We start from the raw sequence: 18,071 nt of genomic DNA, 5'->3' as shown, positions 1-18,071 counted from the left end.
TGACCAATCTTACTTTAATTGTAAACTTACCATATCACGCAGATTTTGCAAATTGAGCAGATCATAAAAAAAAATCTACATAATCTCCGAAATCTGCGGGAGAATAAGAAAGTTCAGGCAAAACCTGAACTTTTTTTTGTGTCGAATGTTTTTTATTCTTCAGCTAATTTCTCAGACTGCGAACCGATAAACGGAATTTTCGGAGCCAGAAAATATCCTGTTAAACTCGCAAAAAGTATTGGGACGAAATAGGTAAAACCGGTGAGAGTTCCCAAAATAATAGTGGTGCTCATCGGCGTTCTCGTCACGCACGCATTAATTGCAGCCATACAGCTTACAATCGCTAAAGTCGTGTCAACGGTTGGGAATAAATGATGAATAATCAACCCTAAGGTAGTGCCCACAAAAAATAGCGGAATGATAAAACCGCCTCTCCAGCCTGAAGTTACAGTAATGGCAATCGCAAGAATTTTAAAAATTAAAATAATAATTAAAAAATTCAGACTATAGTTTCCATTGATGAGCTCATTCACTTCATGATGCCCGAAATATCTTGTTAGAGGAAAATAGAACGCGATAATTCCTAATAAAATTCCACCTGTCAGCGTTTTAATGTAGATTGGAAACTTTCTGTATTCGAAAGCTTTCTTGAAAAATTTAACCACAAAAATAAAAATCCAGCCAAATAATGTTCCTACAATTCCAAATAGAGAAGCGTAGAGGAAATCATAAACTCCGGTGTAATGATAAGCTTTCAGATCCCATGTTGCTCCAATTCCCAAATGAATAATCAAAGCAAACATCAGATAACTGAAACAGCTCGCCACCAAAGCCGGAATAATCGCTTTGTAATATTCTACAGCGTGCCTGTGATGAAGAATTTCAAGAGAAAACAGACTTCCGCCCAGTGGCGCACCGAAAAGTGCGGTAAAACCTGAAGCCATTCCGGCAATACTCAACGAACGCAATTCTTCACCTTTCAATCTGAACAGTTTTCCCAAATAGGTTCCTGTAGAACCTGTCACTTGTACTAAAGGAGCTTCCGGACCCAAACTTCCGCCTGATGCCACACAGAAAAGCGACGACAAAATCATGGAAGGATTATTTTTAGGCTCCAGTTTTCCTTTATTAAATCTGATGTTGTTGACGATTAAGTGAATTTCTCCCGGATCGCCAATAAAGTGAATGACCAAACCAGCCAGAAGTCCGGCAATTGCCATCGTTGGAATCACCATCCATCCATGGAACTGATGTAAAAAATCTGTGAAATGTTCCAAGACAATCCAGTATAATCCGGCGATAATTCCGCCAACCAGGCCTGTGATTGCCCACATAAAAAAAGTTCGGCTGAATACGAAAGGATTGAACCTGATGGGTTGATCCAAAAGATTGAAAGTTCGTATCAGTCGACGTCTTCTGTTGATTTTCATTTTAATTTATTTTAAAATTACGATCATCATTTGTTGAGAGTGTGTTTTGTTTTTTAGCGAAAAGGCATTTCGCCAAACTTAAGAATGCTTCGACAGGCTCAGCATGACATCGCTATTACTGCATGCCAGCGATTTACAGGTCAGTCTGAGCTTGTCGAAAACTTTAATACTAAATCTTATTTTTCACAAAATAAAAAATAAGCATCAACCAAGCTAAAATCATAAACAATCCTCCAAGCGGAGTAATCGGGCCTAAAAATTTTAGGTTTAAACCAAAATGATCTTGTAAACTCAGACCGTAAATACTGAAAGAGAACAGCATCGTTCCGGCAATCATCAATATCGAAATCCATTTTTGTGATGAGGTGTCAAATTTTAAAATATAACCTGCAATCAGCAAAAAAAATGCGGCGTACATTTGATATCTTACGCCTGTTTCAAAACTTTCAAGTCTTTCTACAGATAAAATTTTCTTTAAAGCGTGTGCTCCAAAAGCGCCTAAAATAACGGATAACATTCCGAAGGCAGCTCCAAAGACGAGAGTAATTGTTTTCATTTTTAATTTTAAATTAATTTTATTGCTTATTCGAGTCCCATCAGAACAAGCGGCATGGTATAGGTCTCTTTTACTGCCTTCCCATCGGATTCTTTCGGTTTAAAAACATCTGAAACCGAATAAAAATTCAGAAGAATAAACATTTTTATTTCTTCATCATTTGTTCCTGTAATTTTAGCCTCTTTTGTCTGACCATCTGTATCTAAAGTAAATGTCAGCCTGAGCCTTAAAGTAGTTTCTAAACTTTCGAAAAGCGGATGACCAGCCAACCTTTCGGATAATTTCCTACGAAGCACATCCTGAGAAAACACCTCTGGAACCGGCAGCATTGTATTTTTTGGCGGCGTGTATTCCTTTTTATTTTCCTGCTCTACCTGCGACAGCAGAACTTTTAACTTTTCAATCCTTATCGGTTTATTATCATCCTGACATTCGAGATAAGAATTTTTCAAGGCATCAAACTGCTTTGAATATTCTTCCTCCTCAGTTTTAGAAAGTTTCCCGTCCTGTGATTTTGCAGCGATCTCTTTGTATTTGGCATCCAGCAACCCAAAGTCGCTACCACATTCATTTTTTACATCTGAGTAAATTTTACCAACTTTTTCCCGTAAAGTAAATCTTGTATTCTGAGCGAATGCTGTTGCAGAACTGAAAACCGCAAAAGCAATCAGATATTTTTTGTAATTCATACTTTAGTTATTGGCTCTCAATTTCTCCAGTTCCGCAATCACCTCGTGATGACTCACCGTTTTATCTTTGAAATACGTCACAAAATGCTGCTTTTCCTGTTCCGTTGCTCCAAATTGATTCAGAATATTAAACAAGTGCATTTTCATGTGACCTTTCTGAATTCCTGTAGTCACCAAAGACCTTAACGCTCCAAAATTCTGAGCCAAACCTGAAACAGCCAGAATGCTCATCAGTTCCTGAGCAGACGGTTTTCCAAGTAAAGCTAAAGAGAATTTAACCAGAGGATGAAGATTCGTTAAACCTCCTACAACCCCCACAGAAATCGGAAGATCAATCCAGAATCTGAAAATTCCATTATCGATTGTGCAGTGTGTGAGTGAAGAATATCTTCCGTCTTTTGCAGCATAGGCATGAGCACATGCTTCCGTTGCTCTAAAATCATTTCCGGTGGCAATCACTACAGCGTCTACCCCATTCATAATTCCTTTATTATGCGTCGTTGCACGGAAAGGTTCGATCTCAGCAATCGTTACTGCCTGTTTAAATTTTCTGGCAAATTCTTCGTTAGAAATTCCACTGTCGTCTTTTAAATCTTCAATTTTGCAGGAAACTTCCGCTCTCACGATACAATCGGGCGTGAAATTGGAAAGAATATTCATCACCACCTGTAGAGAGTTTTTTTCTTCCTGATAAAAATCTTCGCTCACTGCGATTTCCTGTTTTAAAGTTTTGCCAAACTGTTCCAGACACGAATTGATAAAATTCGCACCCATAGAATCTACTGTATCAAAACTTGCTTTCAACTGATAATAATTCGGCATTTCAGCGGTTTTATCAATCAGTTTTATTTCTAAAATTCCGCCGCCACGGTTTCGCATGTTTGCCGTGATGTCTTCGGTAGCCTCAAAAAGTTTTTTCTTTAAATTAAAATTAAAAAAATGCTGAAGCTTATGAGATTCCACATCGATGATGAAATGAGTGTGACCTAATTTTTCGGTATTGATAATAGTAGTTTTAAAACCACCTTTATCAATCCAGAACTTTGCTGCCTTAGAAGCTGCTGCAACAACTGAACTCTCTTCAACTGCCATTGGAAGGGCAAATAATTTTCCGTCGATCAGGAAATTCGGGGCAATTCCGTAAGGCATGTAGAAATTGGAAATCGTGTTTTCAGAAAACTCGTCATGAAGTTTCTGAAGATCCGCATTTCCGTTCCAGTATTGATTGAGTATATTTTGATAATCGGTATTTCCTTCAAGATATTCGCTGACAAGCCAATCGATTTTCCCTTGCTTTGTCAGTTTAGAAAAACCTTCAACGGGTTTATGATTCATAATGTAAATTTTCAATTATTAGAAAGGGTAATCGTTCGTTTACGATTTCACGCATAAATTAATGACCGTAAATATAGTAAATTTGTTAGTCTAAAATGTGGATAAGTTGCTTTAAAAAAGAGTGACATTTCTCAATTTCGGACTTAGTTTTGTACATGGAACTGCAATTTTTAATCTGATTTTAAAGTAAAACTAAATGAATTTTGACCGCCTTAAAGAAAAACTTGAAATCCTTGCCGATGCTGCGAAATATGACGTATCATGTTCGTCCAGTGGTGGTTCCAGAAAAAATAAAAAAGGTGCTTTGGGCGACAGTTCAGCAAGCGGAATCTGTCATACCTATACCGAAGACGGGCGGTGTGTTTCTCTTTTGAAAGTGCTCTTAACCAACCACTGCATTTACGATTGTGCCTATTGCGTTTCGCGAAGTTCGAATGATATTAAAAGAGCAGCTTTCACGGTAGAAGAAGTAGTTGATTTAACCATTAATTTTTACCGCAGAAATTATATTGAAGGTTTGTTTTTAAGTTCTGGAATTTTCAAAAATGCTGATACCACGATGGAGCGTTTAGTTCGGGTAGCAAAAAAACTTAGGCTTGAGGAAAATTTTAACGGATACATTCACTTAAAATCAATTCCGGGCGCGAGTGATATTTTGATGCAGGAAGCAGCTTTGTATGCAGACAGACTGTCAATCAATATTGAAATCCCCACCGAAAGCGGGTTGAAATTGTTAGCTCCGGAGAAAAACCGACAGGATATGCTCAATCCTATGAAGTATATCCAGGGAGGAATCACGCAATATAAAGAAGAGAAGAAAATTTTCAGAAAAGTTCCGAAGTTCGCTCCGGCAGGTCAGTCGACGCAGATGATTGTTGGGGCAACCAATGAAAACGATTTGCAGATCATAAAAGTTGCTGATCATTTCTACAAAAATTACAGTTTAAAAAGAGTTTATTATTCAGGATATGTTCCTGTTTTGGAGGACAACAGATTGCCGGCATTGACGACGGCAGTTCCGATGCTTCGGGAAAACCGTCTGTATCAGTCGGATTGGCTGATGCGTTTTTATGGTTTTAAAGCTGATGAAATTTTAGATCCACACATGCCGTTTCTGGATTTGGAAGTTGATCCTAAACTGAGTTGGGCATTGAGACATCTTGATCGGTTTCCCGTGAATCTTCAAACGGCAGATTATCAAATGATTCTCAGAATTCCGGGAATTGGGGTGAAAACGGCAAAGAAAATTGTTTCAGCAAGACGTTTTCAGGTGTTGACGATTGAAAATTTGCAGAAATTAGGTGCCGCGGTAAACCGTGCGAAATATTTTATTGATTTTAATGCAGGAAATGTTTTTCTGAGACATTTGACCGATTTAAATTTGAAAAAACTTTTGGTGAGCGGAAGTACTTCAAAATTTCAGGATCAGTTTTCGCAGCAGTTGACGCTTTTCTAAATGTAATCACAAATTACACGAATTTTTACGAATTCCATATATAGTATCAACAAAAGTTTCAACCTATAGAAAATCCAAAATAAAAAATTTTACTTATCTTTGACGTTAGTAACGCAAAAGGTATGATCATTAATTTTGGAAATAAAGAAACCGAAAAGGTTTGGACAGGAGTTGTTTCCAAAAAACTTCCACGGGAAATTCAGGAAGTAGCAAAAAGAAAACTCAGAATGATTAACAACTCGATTGATATTAATGATTTAAGAATCCCACCTGCCAACCGTCTTGAAAAGTTAAAAGGAGACTTAAAAGAATTCTACAGTATTAGAATTAACAATCAATGGAGGATTATTTTTAAGTGGGAAAGCGGAAATGCGTTTAACGTTGAAATTATTGACTATCATTAGAACGTAAAGAAAATGGAAAAATTAAAAAATATAACACCTGGAGAAATTTTATTGGAAGAGTTTCTAATTCCTCTTGAGATATCACAATACAGATTATCAAAAGATTTAGAAATTCCCCAGACTAGGATATCCGAAATAGTGAAAGGCAACCGAAGAATTTCTGCTGATACCGCGGTGAGATTAAGTGCGTATTTCGGAAATTCTGCAAAGTTCTGGTTAGGACTTCAGGACGATTATGACATTGAAAACGAAATGTCTGAAAAATCAAATGAAGTAAATAGAATTCAAAAAATAAGAAAAAATAATGACGAAAAGGTCGCCTGAGATTTTACAGTATTCTTTGAAGAATCGGAAATTCAAATAAAAATGAATTATATATTGTTTTAAAATAATTTTCAAATTATCTCATTTCCAAATTTTCAAATTAAAAAAATGACCACCTTACTCTACGACGGCAGTTTCGACGGACTTTTCACTGCGATATTCGAGATTTTTGAATATAAGTATAAAGAAGTGGAAATTGTGAGCAGAGAAAGATTTCATCAGGAGAATATTTTTGCCGAAATTCATGAAGTGATCACTCAGGAAGCAAAATCAGAAAGAGTTTTAAATAAACTGGAAGCAAATATAGGAAAATCGGGTATTCATGAATTGGTGAAAGTTTTTTTGTCGGAAGAACCGGATTTAGAGCAAATCATTCTTTCCGTAGTAAAACAGTCTATTCAATATCCGAAAGAAAATATTCTGCAGAATTATGCAGACCCTGATATTTTAAGGATCGCCAAAATCTGTAAATCTGTGAGTCGTGAACGTCATCGGATGACCGCCTTCGTTCGATTTGAAAAAATGCAGGATGAAGTTTTTTTTGCCAAAATTGATCCGGATTTTAATGTGCTTCCTTTGATCAGAAAACATTTCAAAGACCGTTATCAGGACCAGAAATGGATGATCTACGATTTGCGGAGAAACTACGGACTTCTATACGATCTTGAAACCTGCGATTTCTTTTATCCCGATGAGAAAATCGATTTAAAAAAGTATCAGGAGAAGTTTCATGATGAAGAAAACCAATATCAAAAGCTTTGGCAACGTTATTTTTTCAAAACCAATATTGTGGAAAGGAAAAATTTAAAACTGCATCTTCAGCACGTTCCGAGGAGGTACTGGAAATATTTGACAGAAAAGTGGTGATTTTTCCCGCAGATTTATTTTACAGAGTGGATTATACCGCAGGTTTTTGCAGATCTTTTATTAAAATACTAAAATAAATTGTTCAGCTACGAAGAAATCAAATTTGCACAACCTTGTCAGTAAATTAAACCTTTACCATATTCTTTTTGTACTTGTACCCTGCACCTGGCTCTTTTTACTTTAAACTTGGTTCTTCAAAAAAAGCAGGATACTAAAGGATGAAAAGTATTGTGAAGATACTGCCGTTATCTGAACTTGTTTTTGTAAATTTGTTTTCGAAATTTTTTATTAAATGAAAGAAAGTGCTGTAAAAAAAATTGCAGTTTTAACCTCAGGAGGAGATTCTCCGGGGATGAACGCAGCATTAAGAGCGGTTGTAAGAACTGCAAATTATTATAACATCGAATGTTACGGAGTGAGAGAAGGCTACAATGGTCTTATCCACGATGATTTCCTGAAAATGGGTCCCCGTTCCGTAAAAAATATAATCAACCAGGGTGGAACTATTTTAAAATCTGCCCGTTCCAAAGAGTTTATGACCAAAGAAGGTCGACAGAAAGCCTATGACAATTGCGTAAAACACGGAATTGAAGCTTTGGTATGCATCGGCGGAGACGGAACTTTCACAGGAGCAAAAATTTTCAACGAAGAATTCGGAATCAGAACCATCGGCGTACCGGGAACAATCGACAACGACATCTTTGGCACAGACAACACGATTGGTTACGATACAGCTTTGAATACTGCAATGGATGCGATTGATAAAATCCGTGATACGGCAACTTCCCACAACAGGGTTTTCTTTGTGGAAGTAATGGGCCGTGATGCTGGATTTATTGCATTAAACAGTGGTTTGGCAACCGGAGCTCTGGACATCTTAATTCCTGAGAAAAAAGACAGTATCGAAGATCTGTTTGCAAATTTCAGAAAAGCGGAGAAAACAGGGAAATCTTCAAGTATCGTGGTGGTGGCAGAAGGCGAAGAGCTGGCAAACATTTATGAACTTTCTGAGAAAACAAAAAAAGAATTCCCGGAATATGACATCCGTGTTGCGATTTTGGGACACATCCAAAGAGGTGGCTCGCCAAGCTGTGCAGACAGGGTTTTGGCAAGCAGACTCGGTTTCGGTGCGGTAGTAGGTTTAATGGAAGGCCAAACCAACGTAATGGCAGGAATGCGTTCTAATGACATCGTTTATACACCGATCGAAGAAGCCATCAAAAAGCACAACGAAATCAACAAAGATCTTCTGCTGATCTCAGAAATTTTAGCAATCTAATATTATATAATTTAAATAAATCAAAACAATTATGTCAACAATCAAAGTAGGTATTAACGGGTTTGGTAGAATCGGTCGTCTTGTTTTCAGAGCAATGACTGAAAGAGACAACATCGAAGTCGTTGGTATCAATGACCTTATTAACGCAGAATACATGGCTTACATGTTAAAGTATGATTCTGTACACGGTATTTTCCCTGGAGAAGTTTCTGTAGATGGAAACGATCTTGTAGTAAACGGTAAAAAAATCAGAGTTACTGCAGAAAAAGATCCAACTAATCTTAAGTGGGACGAAATCGGTGCTGATTATGTAGTAGAATCAACTGGTTTATTTTTAGATAAAGAAAGTGCTGCAAAACACATTACTGCCGGTGCAAAAAAGGTAATTCTTTCTGCTCCTTCAAAAGACGATACGCCAATGTTCGTAATGGGTGTAAACCACAACGAACTTACAGACGACGTAAAAATCTTATCAAACGCTTCTTGTACTACAAACTGTTTAGCTCCTTTGGCTAAAGTAATTCACGATAACTTCGGAATCGTAGAAGGTTTGATGACTACAGTACACGCTACAACAGCTACTCAGAAAACGGTTGATGGTCCTTCAATGAAAGACTGGAGAGGCGGTAGAGCTGCATTAAACAATATTATCCCTTCTTCTACAGGTGCTGCAAAAGCAGTAGGAAAAGTAATCCCTTCGTTGAACGGAAAACTGACAGGTATGTCTTTTAGAGTACCAACTGTTGACGTTTCTGTAGTAGATTTAACAGTAAGACTTGAAAAAGGTGCTTCTTATGAAGAAATCTGTGCTGTAATCAAAGCGGCTTCTGAAGGTGAACTGAAAGGTATTCTTGGATACACTGAAGATGCTGTGGTTTCTCAGGATTTCATCGGAGACAAGAGAACTTCAATCTTCGATAAAGATGCGGGTATTTCACTTTCTCCAAACTTTGTAAAGCTTGTTTCTTGGTATGACAACGAAATGGGTTACTCAAACAAGTTGGTAGATATGTTGATTCACGCTGCTTCTTTAACTAAATAAAAAGCAATAGCTTATAATAAATGAAACCTTCCACTTTTGGAAGGTTTTTTTTGCATAAAAAAACCACTGATCTCTATACAGTGGCTGTTTCAAGGATTTTTTTCTTTTTTTTCATCACCGGTGCTTTACCTTCCCGCATTTAAAGTTTTAAGGGATAATAAAACTTTAAAATAACTTCATTTTATAAATGAGTTTTCATGCTTATTGTTAATGCAAAAATTGCAAATTATTTAACATAAAAAAATACCCCTTTTGGGGTATTTTTAACAAATTTTAAGTATTTTCGTTTAAAATCTTAAGAATGGGTAATCCGGAGGAAAAACATCTGCTTTCTCAGATCTGGGAAAGAATTGCCGCAGAAGATAAATCTCAAGCGCTACCAAAGCCTTTTATAGAAAAAATAATAGGCGAAATGTTCACTATTGGAAATTATTACTACTATGTAATTAATCTCGCAGATTCATCAATTTCGAATCATCACAAAAACATTCTTAAAATCCATGGTCTTTCAGATTATCCCACGCACCTCAGCGAAATTTTCACTCTCATTCATCCGGACGACATCCCCTTTGTGTTGAAGGCCGAACATGCGGTGGTAGAAAAAATAAAACAGATCGGAACTGAACATCAGCTGTTCTTAAAACCCAGCTACTGTTTCAGAATGAAAACAAAAAAAGGAAAATATGAATTGTTTCATCATCAGGCAGTTCATACCATGATTGACGAAAAGCACCGTTTATTTCAGTCTGTTAATATTCACACCAATATTCAGCACATTACACCTCAAAATCCTTATACTGTTTTGATCACAGGAATCAGTCCGCGCAAAGATTTCCATCAGTTCACTGTACAGCCAACAGATGAGAAAAAAAACTCAGATCAGCCAAATCTTACCAAGAGAGAAACCGAAATTTTAATTTTAATTGCCAAAGGATATTCCGGAAAAGAAATTTCAGACCAACTCATTCTTTCCGAGCACACCATCCGTAGCCACCGCAAAAACATCTTAAAAAAAACAAATTCCCGAAACAGCAAAGAACTCATCAGAAAAGCGTTTGAATGGGGACTGGTTTGATGGGTAATGAATAATGATTGATAATTGATAATTGATAATTGATAATTGATAATTGATAATTGATAAATAAATATTTAATTAATAATCCTAAGTTAATCTCAAATCCGGAATTCGGAATCCCGTACCCGTACCCCGAATTTCAAATCTCAAATCTCAAACCTCAAACCTCAAATCAACTGACAAATCTCACAGCAGCTTTCATATAAAAATTCCTTAACTTTATTCTTAATGGAAAAGCAGATTTTACAGCCAAGATTTAAGGATTCACAACATTTTAAAGACTTTTGGACTACGGGAAACGGAAAGCAATTGATTGATCTTTCCGGAGCTGAAGTCAGTTTTGATCATTTTGAAAAGTTTTCAAAATACTTTTATCATGTGGATGAAATTGGGGATGAAGTTGTACGTGAAGTGTACTTCAAAAAAAGCTATCCCGAAGCTTCAAGAGAAATTGAGGGATACATCCGAAATGGCGTTTCAGAAAATGATGACGTTCCGGAAAGCGTAAAAAGACTGTTTAACCAAACCCAAACTATTCCAGACTGGCTTGATTTAAATCTGATAAGAAGCGGCGCCGAACTTTGCATGCGCTGCAATCTCGATTCTTTGATTTCGCTCAGAGATTACTGCCTGATCGGAGGCTACGATTACGCCTACCTCAACAAACCCCTGATCGTTACCGAAGCTCTGAAAAAAGGTGCAGTAAAAAGACTTTCAGAAACTTTGGATTTTTGGGTAAATGTTACGCGATACGATGCTTTGGAAGTTCACAAAAAAGGCTATGAGTTTGCCATTAAAACAAGACTCATCCATTCTTACGCGAGACTTTCCATAAGGAAACATTACAAAAACTGGGATACCGAAAACTGGGGCGAACCCATCAATTCATGGGATATGATGGCAACGTATATTGGATTCAGTCTGGTATTTATGCACAGTCTGAAAAAATTGGGAAACACAATTTCTGAAGAGGAAGAGAAGGGACATTTTCATCTTTGGAAATATGTCGGTTATTTACTGGGAATTCCTGAAGAACTCCTCCCCGACAACAAAAAACAGGCAACAGAATATTTTTATTTGTGGACTTCCGTACAGCCTTCATCGGACAAAGATTCGGTTTTGCTTGCACACTCGTTATTAAATGAATCTCTGGAAAATCCGATTTTAAAATATGAATTTCAGAAAAAAAATCTGAGGTATCTGCACATCTGCTGCACCTGGTATTTATTGGGTGATGATGTCTGCAAAAGACTTCAGATTCCGGATGTTCCGTTGAAAAAAGGCTTTCCGGTGACGAAAAAAATCATCAATACAATTTATGATTCCACAGTAAGCCGCGACGCGAGAATAAAGAAAGGAAATAAAGATCAGACGAAGGTTTTGGCGGATTATTTAAGAGTAACTCAGAATTCGAATTTTCATTGATTTTTTCAGGAGCTGATCCCGCTTTCTGCTGTATCTTTTTCGCCAGCGCTTTTTGCAAGCCATTTCAGAAAAAGGATGCCGCGCCAATCGGGGCTAAAAACCAAAAGCATTTTCATCTTCACTAATTTACCCATTCAAACGAAGACATTACATACTGAGTAATTCTGCAATCAAAATTTACATCTTTATTGACGAATAAAACTTTATCATTTTTTAACGTTAAAAACAATTTTCACAAACAAAATATATTAGCTTTTAATCTTAAAATTCCGTAATTTTGATAAATTATTTTAATACAATATGAGCAACATAGATGATAAGAAAAAAGCACTTGCGCTGGTGCTTGATAAACTAGATAAAACATACGGAAAAGGAACTGTAATGACTTTGGGAGACAGTGCAATTGACACTAACATCGAAGTTATTCCTTCCGGATCTTTAGGATTAGACATCGCTTTGGGCGTTGGCGGATATCCAAGAGGAAGAATTATTGAAATCTACGGTCCTGAATCTTCAGGTAAAACAACTTTAACTTTACACGCCATCGCAGAAGCCCAGAAAGCAGGTGGAATTGCAGCATTTATCGATGCCGAGCACGCTTTCGACAGAGGTTATGCAGGGAAACTGGGAATCGATCTTGAAAACCTGATTATTTCTCAACCGGACAACGGAGAACAGGCATTGGAAATTGCCGATAACCTGATCCGATCAGGCGCAATTGACATCGTAGTAATTGACTCGGTAGCAGCATTGACTCCAAAAGCAGAGATCGAAGGTGAAATGGGAGATTCTAAAATGGGTCTTCACGCAAGATTAATGTCTCAGGCTTTAAGAAAACTGACGGCAACCATTTCAAGAACAAAATGTACCGTAATTTTCATCAACCAGTTGAGAGAAAAAATCGGTGTAATGTTCGGAAATCCTGAAACAACTACCGGTGGTAACGCTTTGAAATTCTACGCTTCGGTGAGAGTAGACATCAGAAAAGCATCCGCACCGATTAAAAACGGTGATGAAGCTGTTGGTAGCCGTGTGAAAGTGAAAATTGTGAAAAACAAAGTTGCTCCACCTTTCAAAATGGCAGAATTTGACATTATGTACGGAGAAGGTGTTTCTAAAACCGGTGAAATCTTAGATACGGCAGTAGATATGGGAATTGTGAAGAAAAGCGGTTCCTGGTTCAGCTACGGTGAAACCAAACTTGGTCAGGGTCGTGATGCAGTAAGAGATTTACTGAAAGACAATCCTGAACTCGCAGAAGAACTTGAAAATAAAGTAAAAGAAGAGATCATCAACAAGAAGAACTAATTTCTTCTGATTGAAATACAAAGACAGCTGGGAGGCTGTCTTTTTTTGATTAAATCTGAAATAAGCAGTTGATTTCCCACATCTAATTTAATCGTATAAAAAACCGCTCCTTTCAGAAGCGGTTTTAAAATTTAGGTTAAATCCAATTTATTACGGTTTCCAAAATGCCCATTTCTGACCATTGAAAACAATCAGACGATGTTTTGTAGAATCAGTTGGATGTTGTAAAAACGCCATCATTCCCGGTGAAGGATTTGGAATGGATGTAAAATTTGACACGACTGGTAAAACCATAGCTTTGGTAGGAGAATCCAAAACAAGAACACCATCGGTGGTGGTTGTCTCATCACCAATCACCACTTTTGATCCAGACTGATCCGCCAGAGGTGAAGCTTGCGGTGGTTTCACTACCGCTTCAACAGCAGATGAATACCCTGACTGAACGCTCAGATCTTTCCAGCCTGCATTTTCGTTCTTTACTTTTATTTTATATTCCGTATTTGCTGAAACATCAAAAATAATAGTTCCACCTTTTGTTGTATTGACACCCGTAGGCACTGTTTCTACGTAAGGAAGAATAATCCCCTTATTGTTATCTGTTCCGAATTCCAGTAAAACGGAAGTATTAGTCACATTTCCCACTGAGTTAGTCGACCCAATTCTCACTTGCGAAAAAGCAAGTGCGGAAATAGTAAGTGATAATATAATTGCTGTTTTGTACATGTTTTTTTATTTAAAACCTTCAGGGATTTTTAAACCCTAAAGATTGATTTAAACTAATAATAATCCGAACTTATTTAAATTTTTCAAGTGCTTAAATACTTTAAATCTAAATATTTCAGCTTAAGGACAGCCCTGTGTACTGAAACACTTCCAGCCTTCACCTGTTCCCGGCCCTGTATAGATTTTCAGACAGCCTGCACCGGCATTTTCATCCGTATCAAATACCATCATTCCTACAACCGGAATAGCGATGGTCGTTTCAGGACTTGAATTTCTTGTCACAACGAAACCTTTGGTTTTTGATTCTAACGCCGTGTAAGCTGAATTTCTGACCATAGGCCAGTCACTTGCAGAAACCGGTGCTGATACATTGATCTTGCCGGCTCTACCAAGTAAAGTGATACCATGCTTCACAGGATAGGTTGCACCGGCTACCAATGTGGGATCTTCGTAACAGACAGTTTGTATTGTGATTGTTACCGTATTAGAAATTGCCGTGCATCCGCCCACACTCGTAACTAATACCCTGTAATAACTGGTAGCGGTTAATGTTCCCGGTGAATAAGTTGCTGCTGTAGCACTTGGTATATTAGTGAACGTCACATTATCTGTAGAAACCTGCCATTGAATAGTTCCTGAAGAACCTGTCAAAGTTAAAGCAACTGGTGCAGTTCCCGAAGTAATCGTCTGGTTTGCACCTGCAGTTCCTGCATTTAATACCGGATTGGCTGTTTGAGAAGTTCCTATAGCCTGGCCTGTTCCTGCAATTGTCGGTACGCCATAACTTTGTGATGCTACAGTTGTATTGACAGTGTTTCCTAAATTTTGAGTTACAGGCTGATTGAAAGTTCCGCTTGTCGCGCCGCTGTTACCTCCCGGAATAGATGACGGTAAAAGGTTTGCAGTTGTAATAGTCGTAGAAGCTCCTTCGATAGCGTCGGGACAACCATCATTGTCTGAATCTAAATCCAGACGGTCCGGGATTGAATCTCCGTCAGTGTCTTTATCTGCACAAGACGACTGCTGAGCAACAAAAGTCCAGAAATTCATAAAAACCCGGTCATTATTTGTTGAAACACCGTTTCCAGAAGACATGCCACCAATAGTTGTAAGAATATCAACATCAGAAATCATAATATCATTGTATGCACCATCCACGTAAATGACCGCCCTGCTATTACCATCAACCGCAAGCGGTGAGGCGCTGCACACGGAATTGATACTTGAAAAATGTGCCTGAAAACTTCCTCCTTGACTAAATGAGGTTACATTACCAAAAGGTCCGTTAAAAATAGCGGTTTGACTTCCCAAAGGAGTCGGAGTATTTGGATTAAGGTTTGCCGCAGTAATATTTGCACCCCAAGGTAAAGTTTGGAACTGTGTAGAGACTACCATATTTTTTGGTGAATCATCTGACCAGTCTTTTATAGCATCAAATTCTGCTGTTGTAAGATAGGAGGTTGTAAGATCATTGATTCCACCTAAAAATATAACATTCAGATTTAATGAATTAATAAGCGCCTTTGTAATTGGAGCAGTTCCCATATTCACTAATACAAAAGTTGTATTTACAATTCCTGATGGTCCAAAATTAGCAGCGTTTGTGAGTTTCAGAGCACCTGAGCCACTCATATAACCACCATCAAAAGTATATCCATTGTCAGTATCCAAATCTCTTGCATTAGGAATATATCCTATTCTGATTGTTTGGCCGGTGAGTGCACAGCTGTTTTCATTGATATCAAGAATACCGTCATTATCATCATCAAGATCACACGCATCAGGAATACCGTCACCATCAGTATCTAAACATTCTGTGATTGTGGAAATCTGAGAGAAGCCAATTCCCTGACCTACATCACTTCCCACATCAGCAGCTCCGGAAGGATTAACCAAATCAGGAATCCCATTAGCATTTACGGCCCCCGTAATTCTGCCGTTTGCATCTAAGTTTCCTGCTGCTACATTTTCATCGCCTTCGATAGCATCAAAACAGTTGTCACCATCAGAATCTAAATCCAAATAATTAGGTACGCCATCAGAATCTGAACCTGAAGTGCATGTGGTCGGTTTAGGATTGGCCGAGGGTTGATAAGCCAGTAAATTATATACTGCACTTACCTCCTGAATTCCTGCTGTGCCCAGAGTTCCTGCTGTTGCATTACCTCCGGAAGCAGTACCAATGTAACGTATCTCGTAAAAGCGGTAAGGTGTTGTAGATGTTACTGCAAATGATACAGTGGTTGAATTTAAAGCAACACCTGCTGCTGCAGAAATTGGTGCAAAGTTTACTCCGTCATTTGAACCGAACAATCTACCAAATCGGTTTGCTGGTGCCATACCATTTGCTGCCTGAGTTATACTCAAAGAAGTCAAACTGATAATTGCAGGATACGAGATCGTAAAAACAGGACTTCCTGATGCAATAGCCTGTCCTGTAAAATTAAATGGATTTGTATCTGACCCACTTCCGTTAAACAGCGTAGAAACAGCCGTTCCGGCAGTAGGATCTGTTGCTGCCCCATCAAACGGAGAAGTCACATTCTGAATAGTACTCGCCTCAGTGCTTGAATAAAAGCAGACAGGGCTTTCTACAGCATCCAATATGCCATCATTATCATCATCCCAGTCATCATAATCATTATAAGCATCACCATCAGTGTTTGGAGAAACTCTGAATTTCACTTCAACAAAATTTATCTGGTTAATCACTGTACCTAAATCAGGATCAGTATCATTAAGCTGATAATAATAAGTATATACTCCTGGAGCTACCGACGCTGGTATCGTGAGAGTACCGTTATTATTTATAATTGCATTTGATGGCGTCCAATACTCATATACAAATTCTGCTGTAATGGCTGAAATATCAGTTATTGTAATGCCATTGTAACTGTCATTTGCAAAAATTGAAGGAAGTGTAGCTTCTACCCCGGCTGTAATGGAAATACTTGTAAAATCATTGTTCGTAGCACATATAGGCGCAAGTACAACAATTTCTTTCGTAGGTGAATAGCAGTTGGCTACTGAGTCAAAAAATGACGCATAATACCGGGTAGTTCCCGTTACTGCTGTAATATTGCTTATTTTATTCGCAGTTGTAGCCGGTGATCCTGTGTGCCACGTCAAGGTAACAGTTGTAGGGGTAGGTTTATTGCTTGTTCCAATAATACCCAGATTGGCTGTGGTAGAACCACACGGAATTTTATATGCAGAAATTGCCGGGTTAAAAGCACCACTTCCCGTAAGAACAGGAGCTGCAGTTCCTGCCTGACATGCAAGTACGGTAAGACTCGCAGTTGCTGTTGTGCAGAAACCAGTTTGGCCTGTAGGCGAACATATTCTGTATGTGAGTGTGTATGAGCCTGGAGATGCATTTGGTGGAATATTTACTGTTCCGTTTGCATTGATGGTTGCACCTGTCAAACCTCCAAGATTAGTCAAGGTTACGTTCGTATTGGCAGAAGACGCCGCTATTCCTGTTGATGAAAAATCATTTGCCAAAACGGATGCGGTCGTCGCTGTTCCCAGCTGCACATTACCAAAAGTGTCGTTTTGGGCACAGAGTGAAGCTCCGGTCATGTTTGCAATGGTATATGTACCATTTGAATCGACATCATAATACTGCAAAACCAATCTGGAAACATATTGTCCATTGAAATTCACGCTTATCCTGGCTCTCAGATTACTGTCTGAAGAGGGAATATTGGTTCCACTGGAAGAAAATTCCTTGTTGGGAGATGCCGTATAGGTCACCTGAGTTGCTGATGGCGTATTAAAGAGAGTATAATTACCTGCACCGAAATTAATCGGAGTGTTTGTCTGATCATAAGCCAGGATTCTGATACGGTCTCCCGCGTCAACATCGTTAAGATTAAAATTTAAATTATAAATTGGCAGTGAAAATGTTAATGTTGTTTCCACTCTGTCATCAAAATTATCAGCACTTCCTGAATGACCGATTACAATACCAAAATCTGTCTGATGATCATCATCTATACTATTTGAGTTGGATACGGTACTTGTACTCGATAATGATAATGTTGAATTGCCTATTCTGTAACCATTCCCATTAATCACACTTGTGGCAGTGGAACCTTCCGCTGAAGAAGGAAATGAGCACAAAAGCCAATAGCAATTGCACCTTAAAAAATTGTT

The 18,071-nt window shown here is 38.1% G+C and carries 15 protein-coding genes; 9 read left to right on the top strand and 6 right to left on the bottom strand.

Annotated features, from left to right (window positions below; translation table 11 throughout):
* Positions 1–152: 152 nt before the first annotated feature.
* From ASG21_RS18600 to ASG21_RS18585, 4 genes are all read right to left on the bottom strand, one after another.
* A complete protein-coding gene (locus ASG21_RS18600) occupies positions 153–1,430 on the bottom strand; it encodes a chloride channel protein (protein WP_056084329.1) in 1,278 nt (425 codons plus the stop codon).
* A 169-nt stretch (positions 1,431–1,599) separates the two neighbouring features.
* Positions 1,600–1,986 carry a DUF423 domain-containing protein gene (locus tag ASG21_RS18595; protein WP_056084326.1) on the bottom strand — a complete coding sequence of 129 codons (387 nt, stop codon included), beginning with the start codon at positions 1,984–1,986 and terminating at the stop codon, positions 1,600–1,602.
* 26 nt (positions 1,987–2,012) lie between these two features.
* Positions 2,013–2,675, bottom strand: a complete 663-nt coding sequence (locus tag ASG21_RS18590; RefSeq protein WP_056084323.1) for a hypothetical protein — start codon at positions 2,673–2,675, stop codon at positions 2,013–2,015.
* Positions 2,676–2,678: 3 nt separating this feature from the next.
* A complete protein-coding gene (locus tag ASG21_RS18585) occupies positions 2,679–4,010 on the bottom strand; it encodes a hydroxymethylglutaryl-CoA reductase, degradative (protein WP_056084320.1) in 1,332 nt (443 codons plus the stop codon).
* Between the two features lie 196 nt (positions 4,011–4,206).
* Between ASG21_RS18585 and ASG21_RS18580 the strand changes: the two genes are divergently transcribed.
* From ASG21_RS18580 to recA, 9 genes are all read left to right on the top strand, one after another.
* Entirely contained in the window at positions 4,207–5,466 is a 1,260-nt protein-coding gene (locus tag ASG21_RS18580) for a putative DNA modification/repair radical SAM protein (protein WP_056084317.1), read from the top strand.
* A gap of 122 nt (positions 5,467–5,588) precedes the next feature.
* Positions 5,589–5,870 (top strand): type II toxin-antitoxin system RelE/ParE family toxin, encoded by a 282-nt coding sequence (locus ASG21_RS18575; protein WP_056084315.1) that lies wholly within the window; start codon positions 5,589–5,591, stop codon positions 5,868–5,870.
* Positions 5,871–5,882: 12 nt separating this feature from the next.
* The gene (locus ASG21_RS18570) at positions 5,883–6,194 is read left to right on the top strand and encodes a HigA family addiction module antitoxin (protein WP_056084313.1); all 312 of its coding nucleotides are present in this window, start codon (positions 5,883–5,885) and stop codon (positions 6,192–6,194) included.
* Between the two features lie 108 nt (positions 6,195–6,302).
* Positions 6,303–7,061: a TIGR03915 family putative DNA repair protein gene (locus ASG21_RS18565; protein WP_056084310.1), complete on the top strand. Its 759-nt coding sequence runs from the start codon at positions 6,303–6,305 to the stop codon at positions 7,059–7,061.
* Positions 7,062–7,353: 292 nt separating this feature from the next.
* The gene (pfkA, locus tag ASG21_RS18560; protein WP_056084307.1) at positions 7,354–8,340 is read left to right on the top strand and encodes a 6-phosphofructokinase; all 987 of its coding nucleotides are present in this window, start codon (positions 7,354–7,356) and stop codon (positions 8,338–8,340) included.
* Between the two features lie 31 nt (positions 8,341–8,371).
* Entirely contained in the window at positions 8,372–9,382 is a 1,011-nt protein-coding gene (gap, locus tag ASG21_RS18555) for a type I glyceraldehyde-3-phosphate dehydrogenase (protein WP_056084305.1), read from the top strand.
* 301 nt (positions 9,383–9,683) lie between these two features.
* Complete coding sequence (locus tag ASG21_RS18550; RefSeq protein WP_056084303.1) at positions 9,684–10,457, top strand: LuxR C-terminal-related transcriptional regulator; 774 nt, start codon at positions 9,684–9,686, stop codon at positions 10,455–10,457.
* A gap of 228 nt (positions 10,458–10,685) precedes the next feature.
* Positions 10,686–11,882, top strand: a complete 1,197-nt coding sequence (locus ASG21_RS18545; RefSeq protein WP_056084299.1) for an oxygenase MpaB family protein — start codon at positions 10,686–10,688, stop codon at positions 11,880–11,882.
* A 300-nt stretch (positions 11,883–12,182) separates the two neighbouring features.
* Positions 12,183–13,190 (top strand): recombinase RecA, encoded by a 1,008-nt coding sequence (gene recA / locus ASG21_RS18540; RefSeq protein WP_056084295.1) that lies wholly within the window; start codon positions 12,183–12,185, stop codon positions 13,188–13,190.
* Between the two features lie 150 nt (positions 13,191–13,340).
* On the opposite strand, the gene ASG21_RS18535 is transcribed toward recA, so the two are convergent.
* On the bottom strand, positions 13,341–13,913 hold the full coding sequence (locus ASG21_RS18535) for a hypothetical protein (RefSeq protein ID WP_056084292.1): 573 nt from the start codon (positions 13,911–13,913) through the stop codon (positions 13,341–13,343).
* Positions 13,914–14,033: 120 nt separating this feature from the next.
* Positions 14,034–18,038 (bottom strand): hypothetical protein, encoded by a 4,005-nt coding sequence (locus ASG21_RS18530; RefSeq protein WP_056084289.1) that lies wholly within the window; start codon positions 18,036–18,038, stop codon positions 14,034–14,036.
* Positions 18,039–18,071 lie beyond the last annotated feature (33 nt).

The organism is Chryseobacterium sp. Leaf394, from assembly GCF_001424105.1.
Taxonomy (GTDB): domain Bacteria; phylum Bacteroidota; class Bacteroidia; order Flavobacteriales; family Weeksellaceae; genus Chryseobacterium.
Note: the sequence above shows the minus strand (reverse complement) of the source record. Positions and strands in the feature narration are given on the sequence as shown.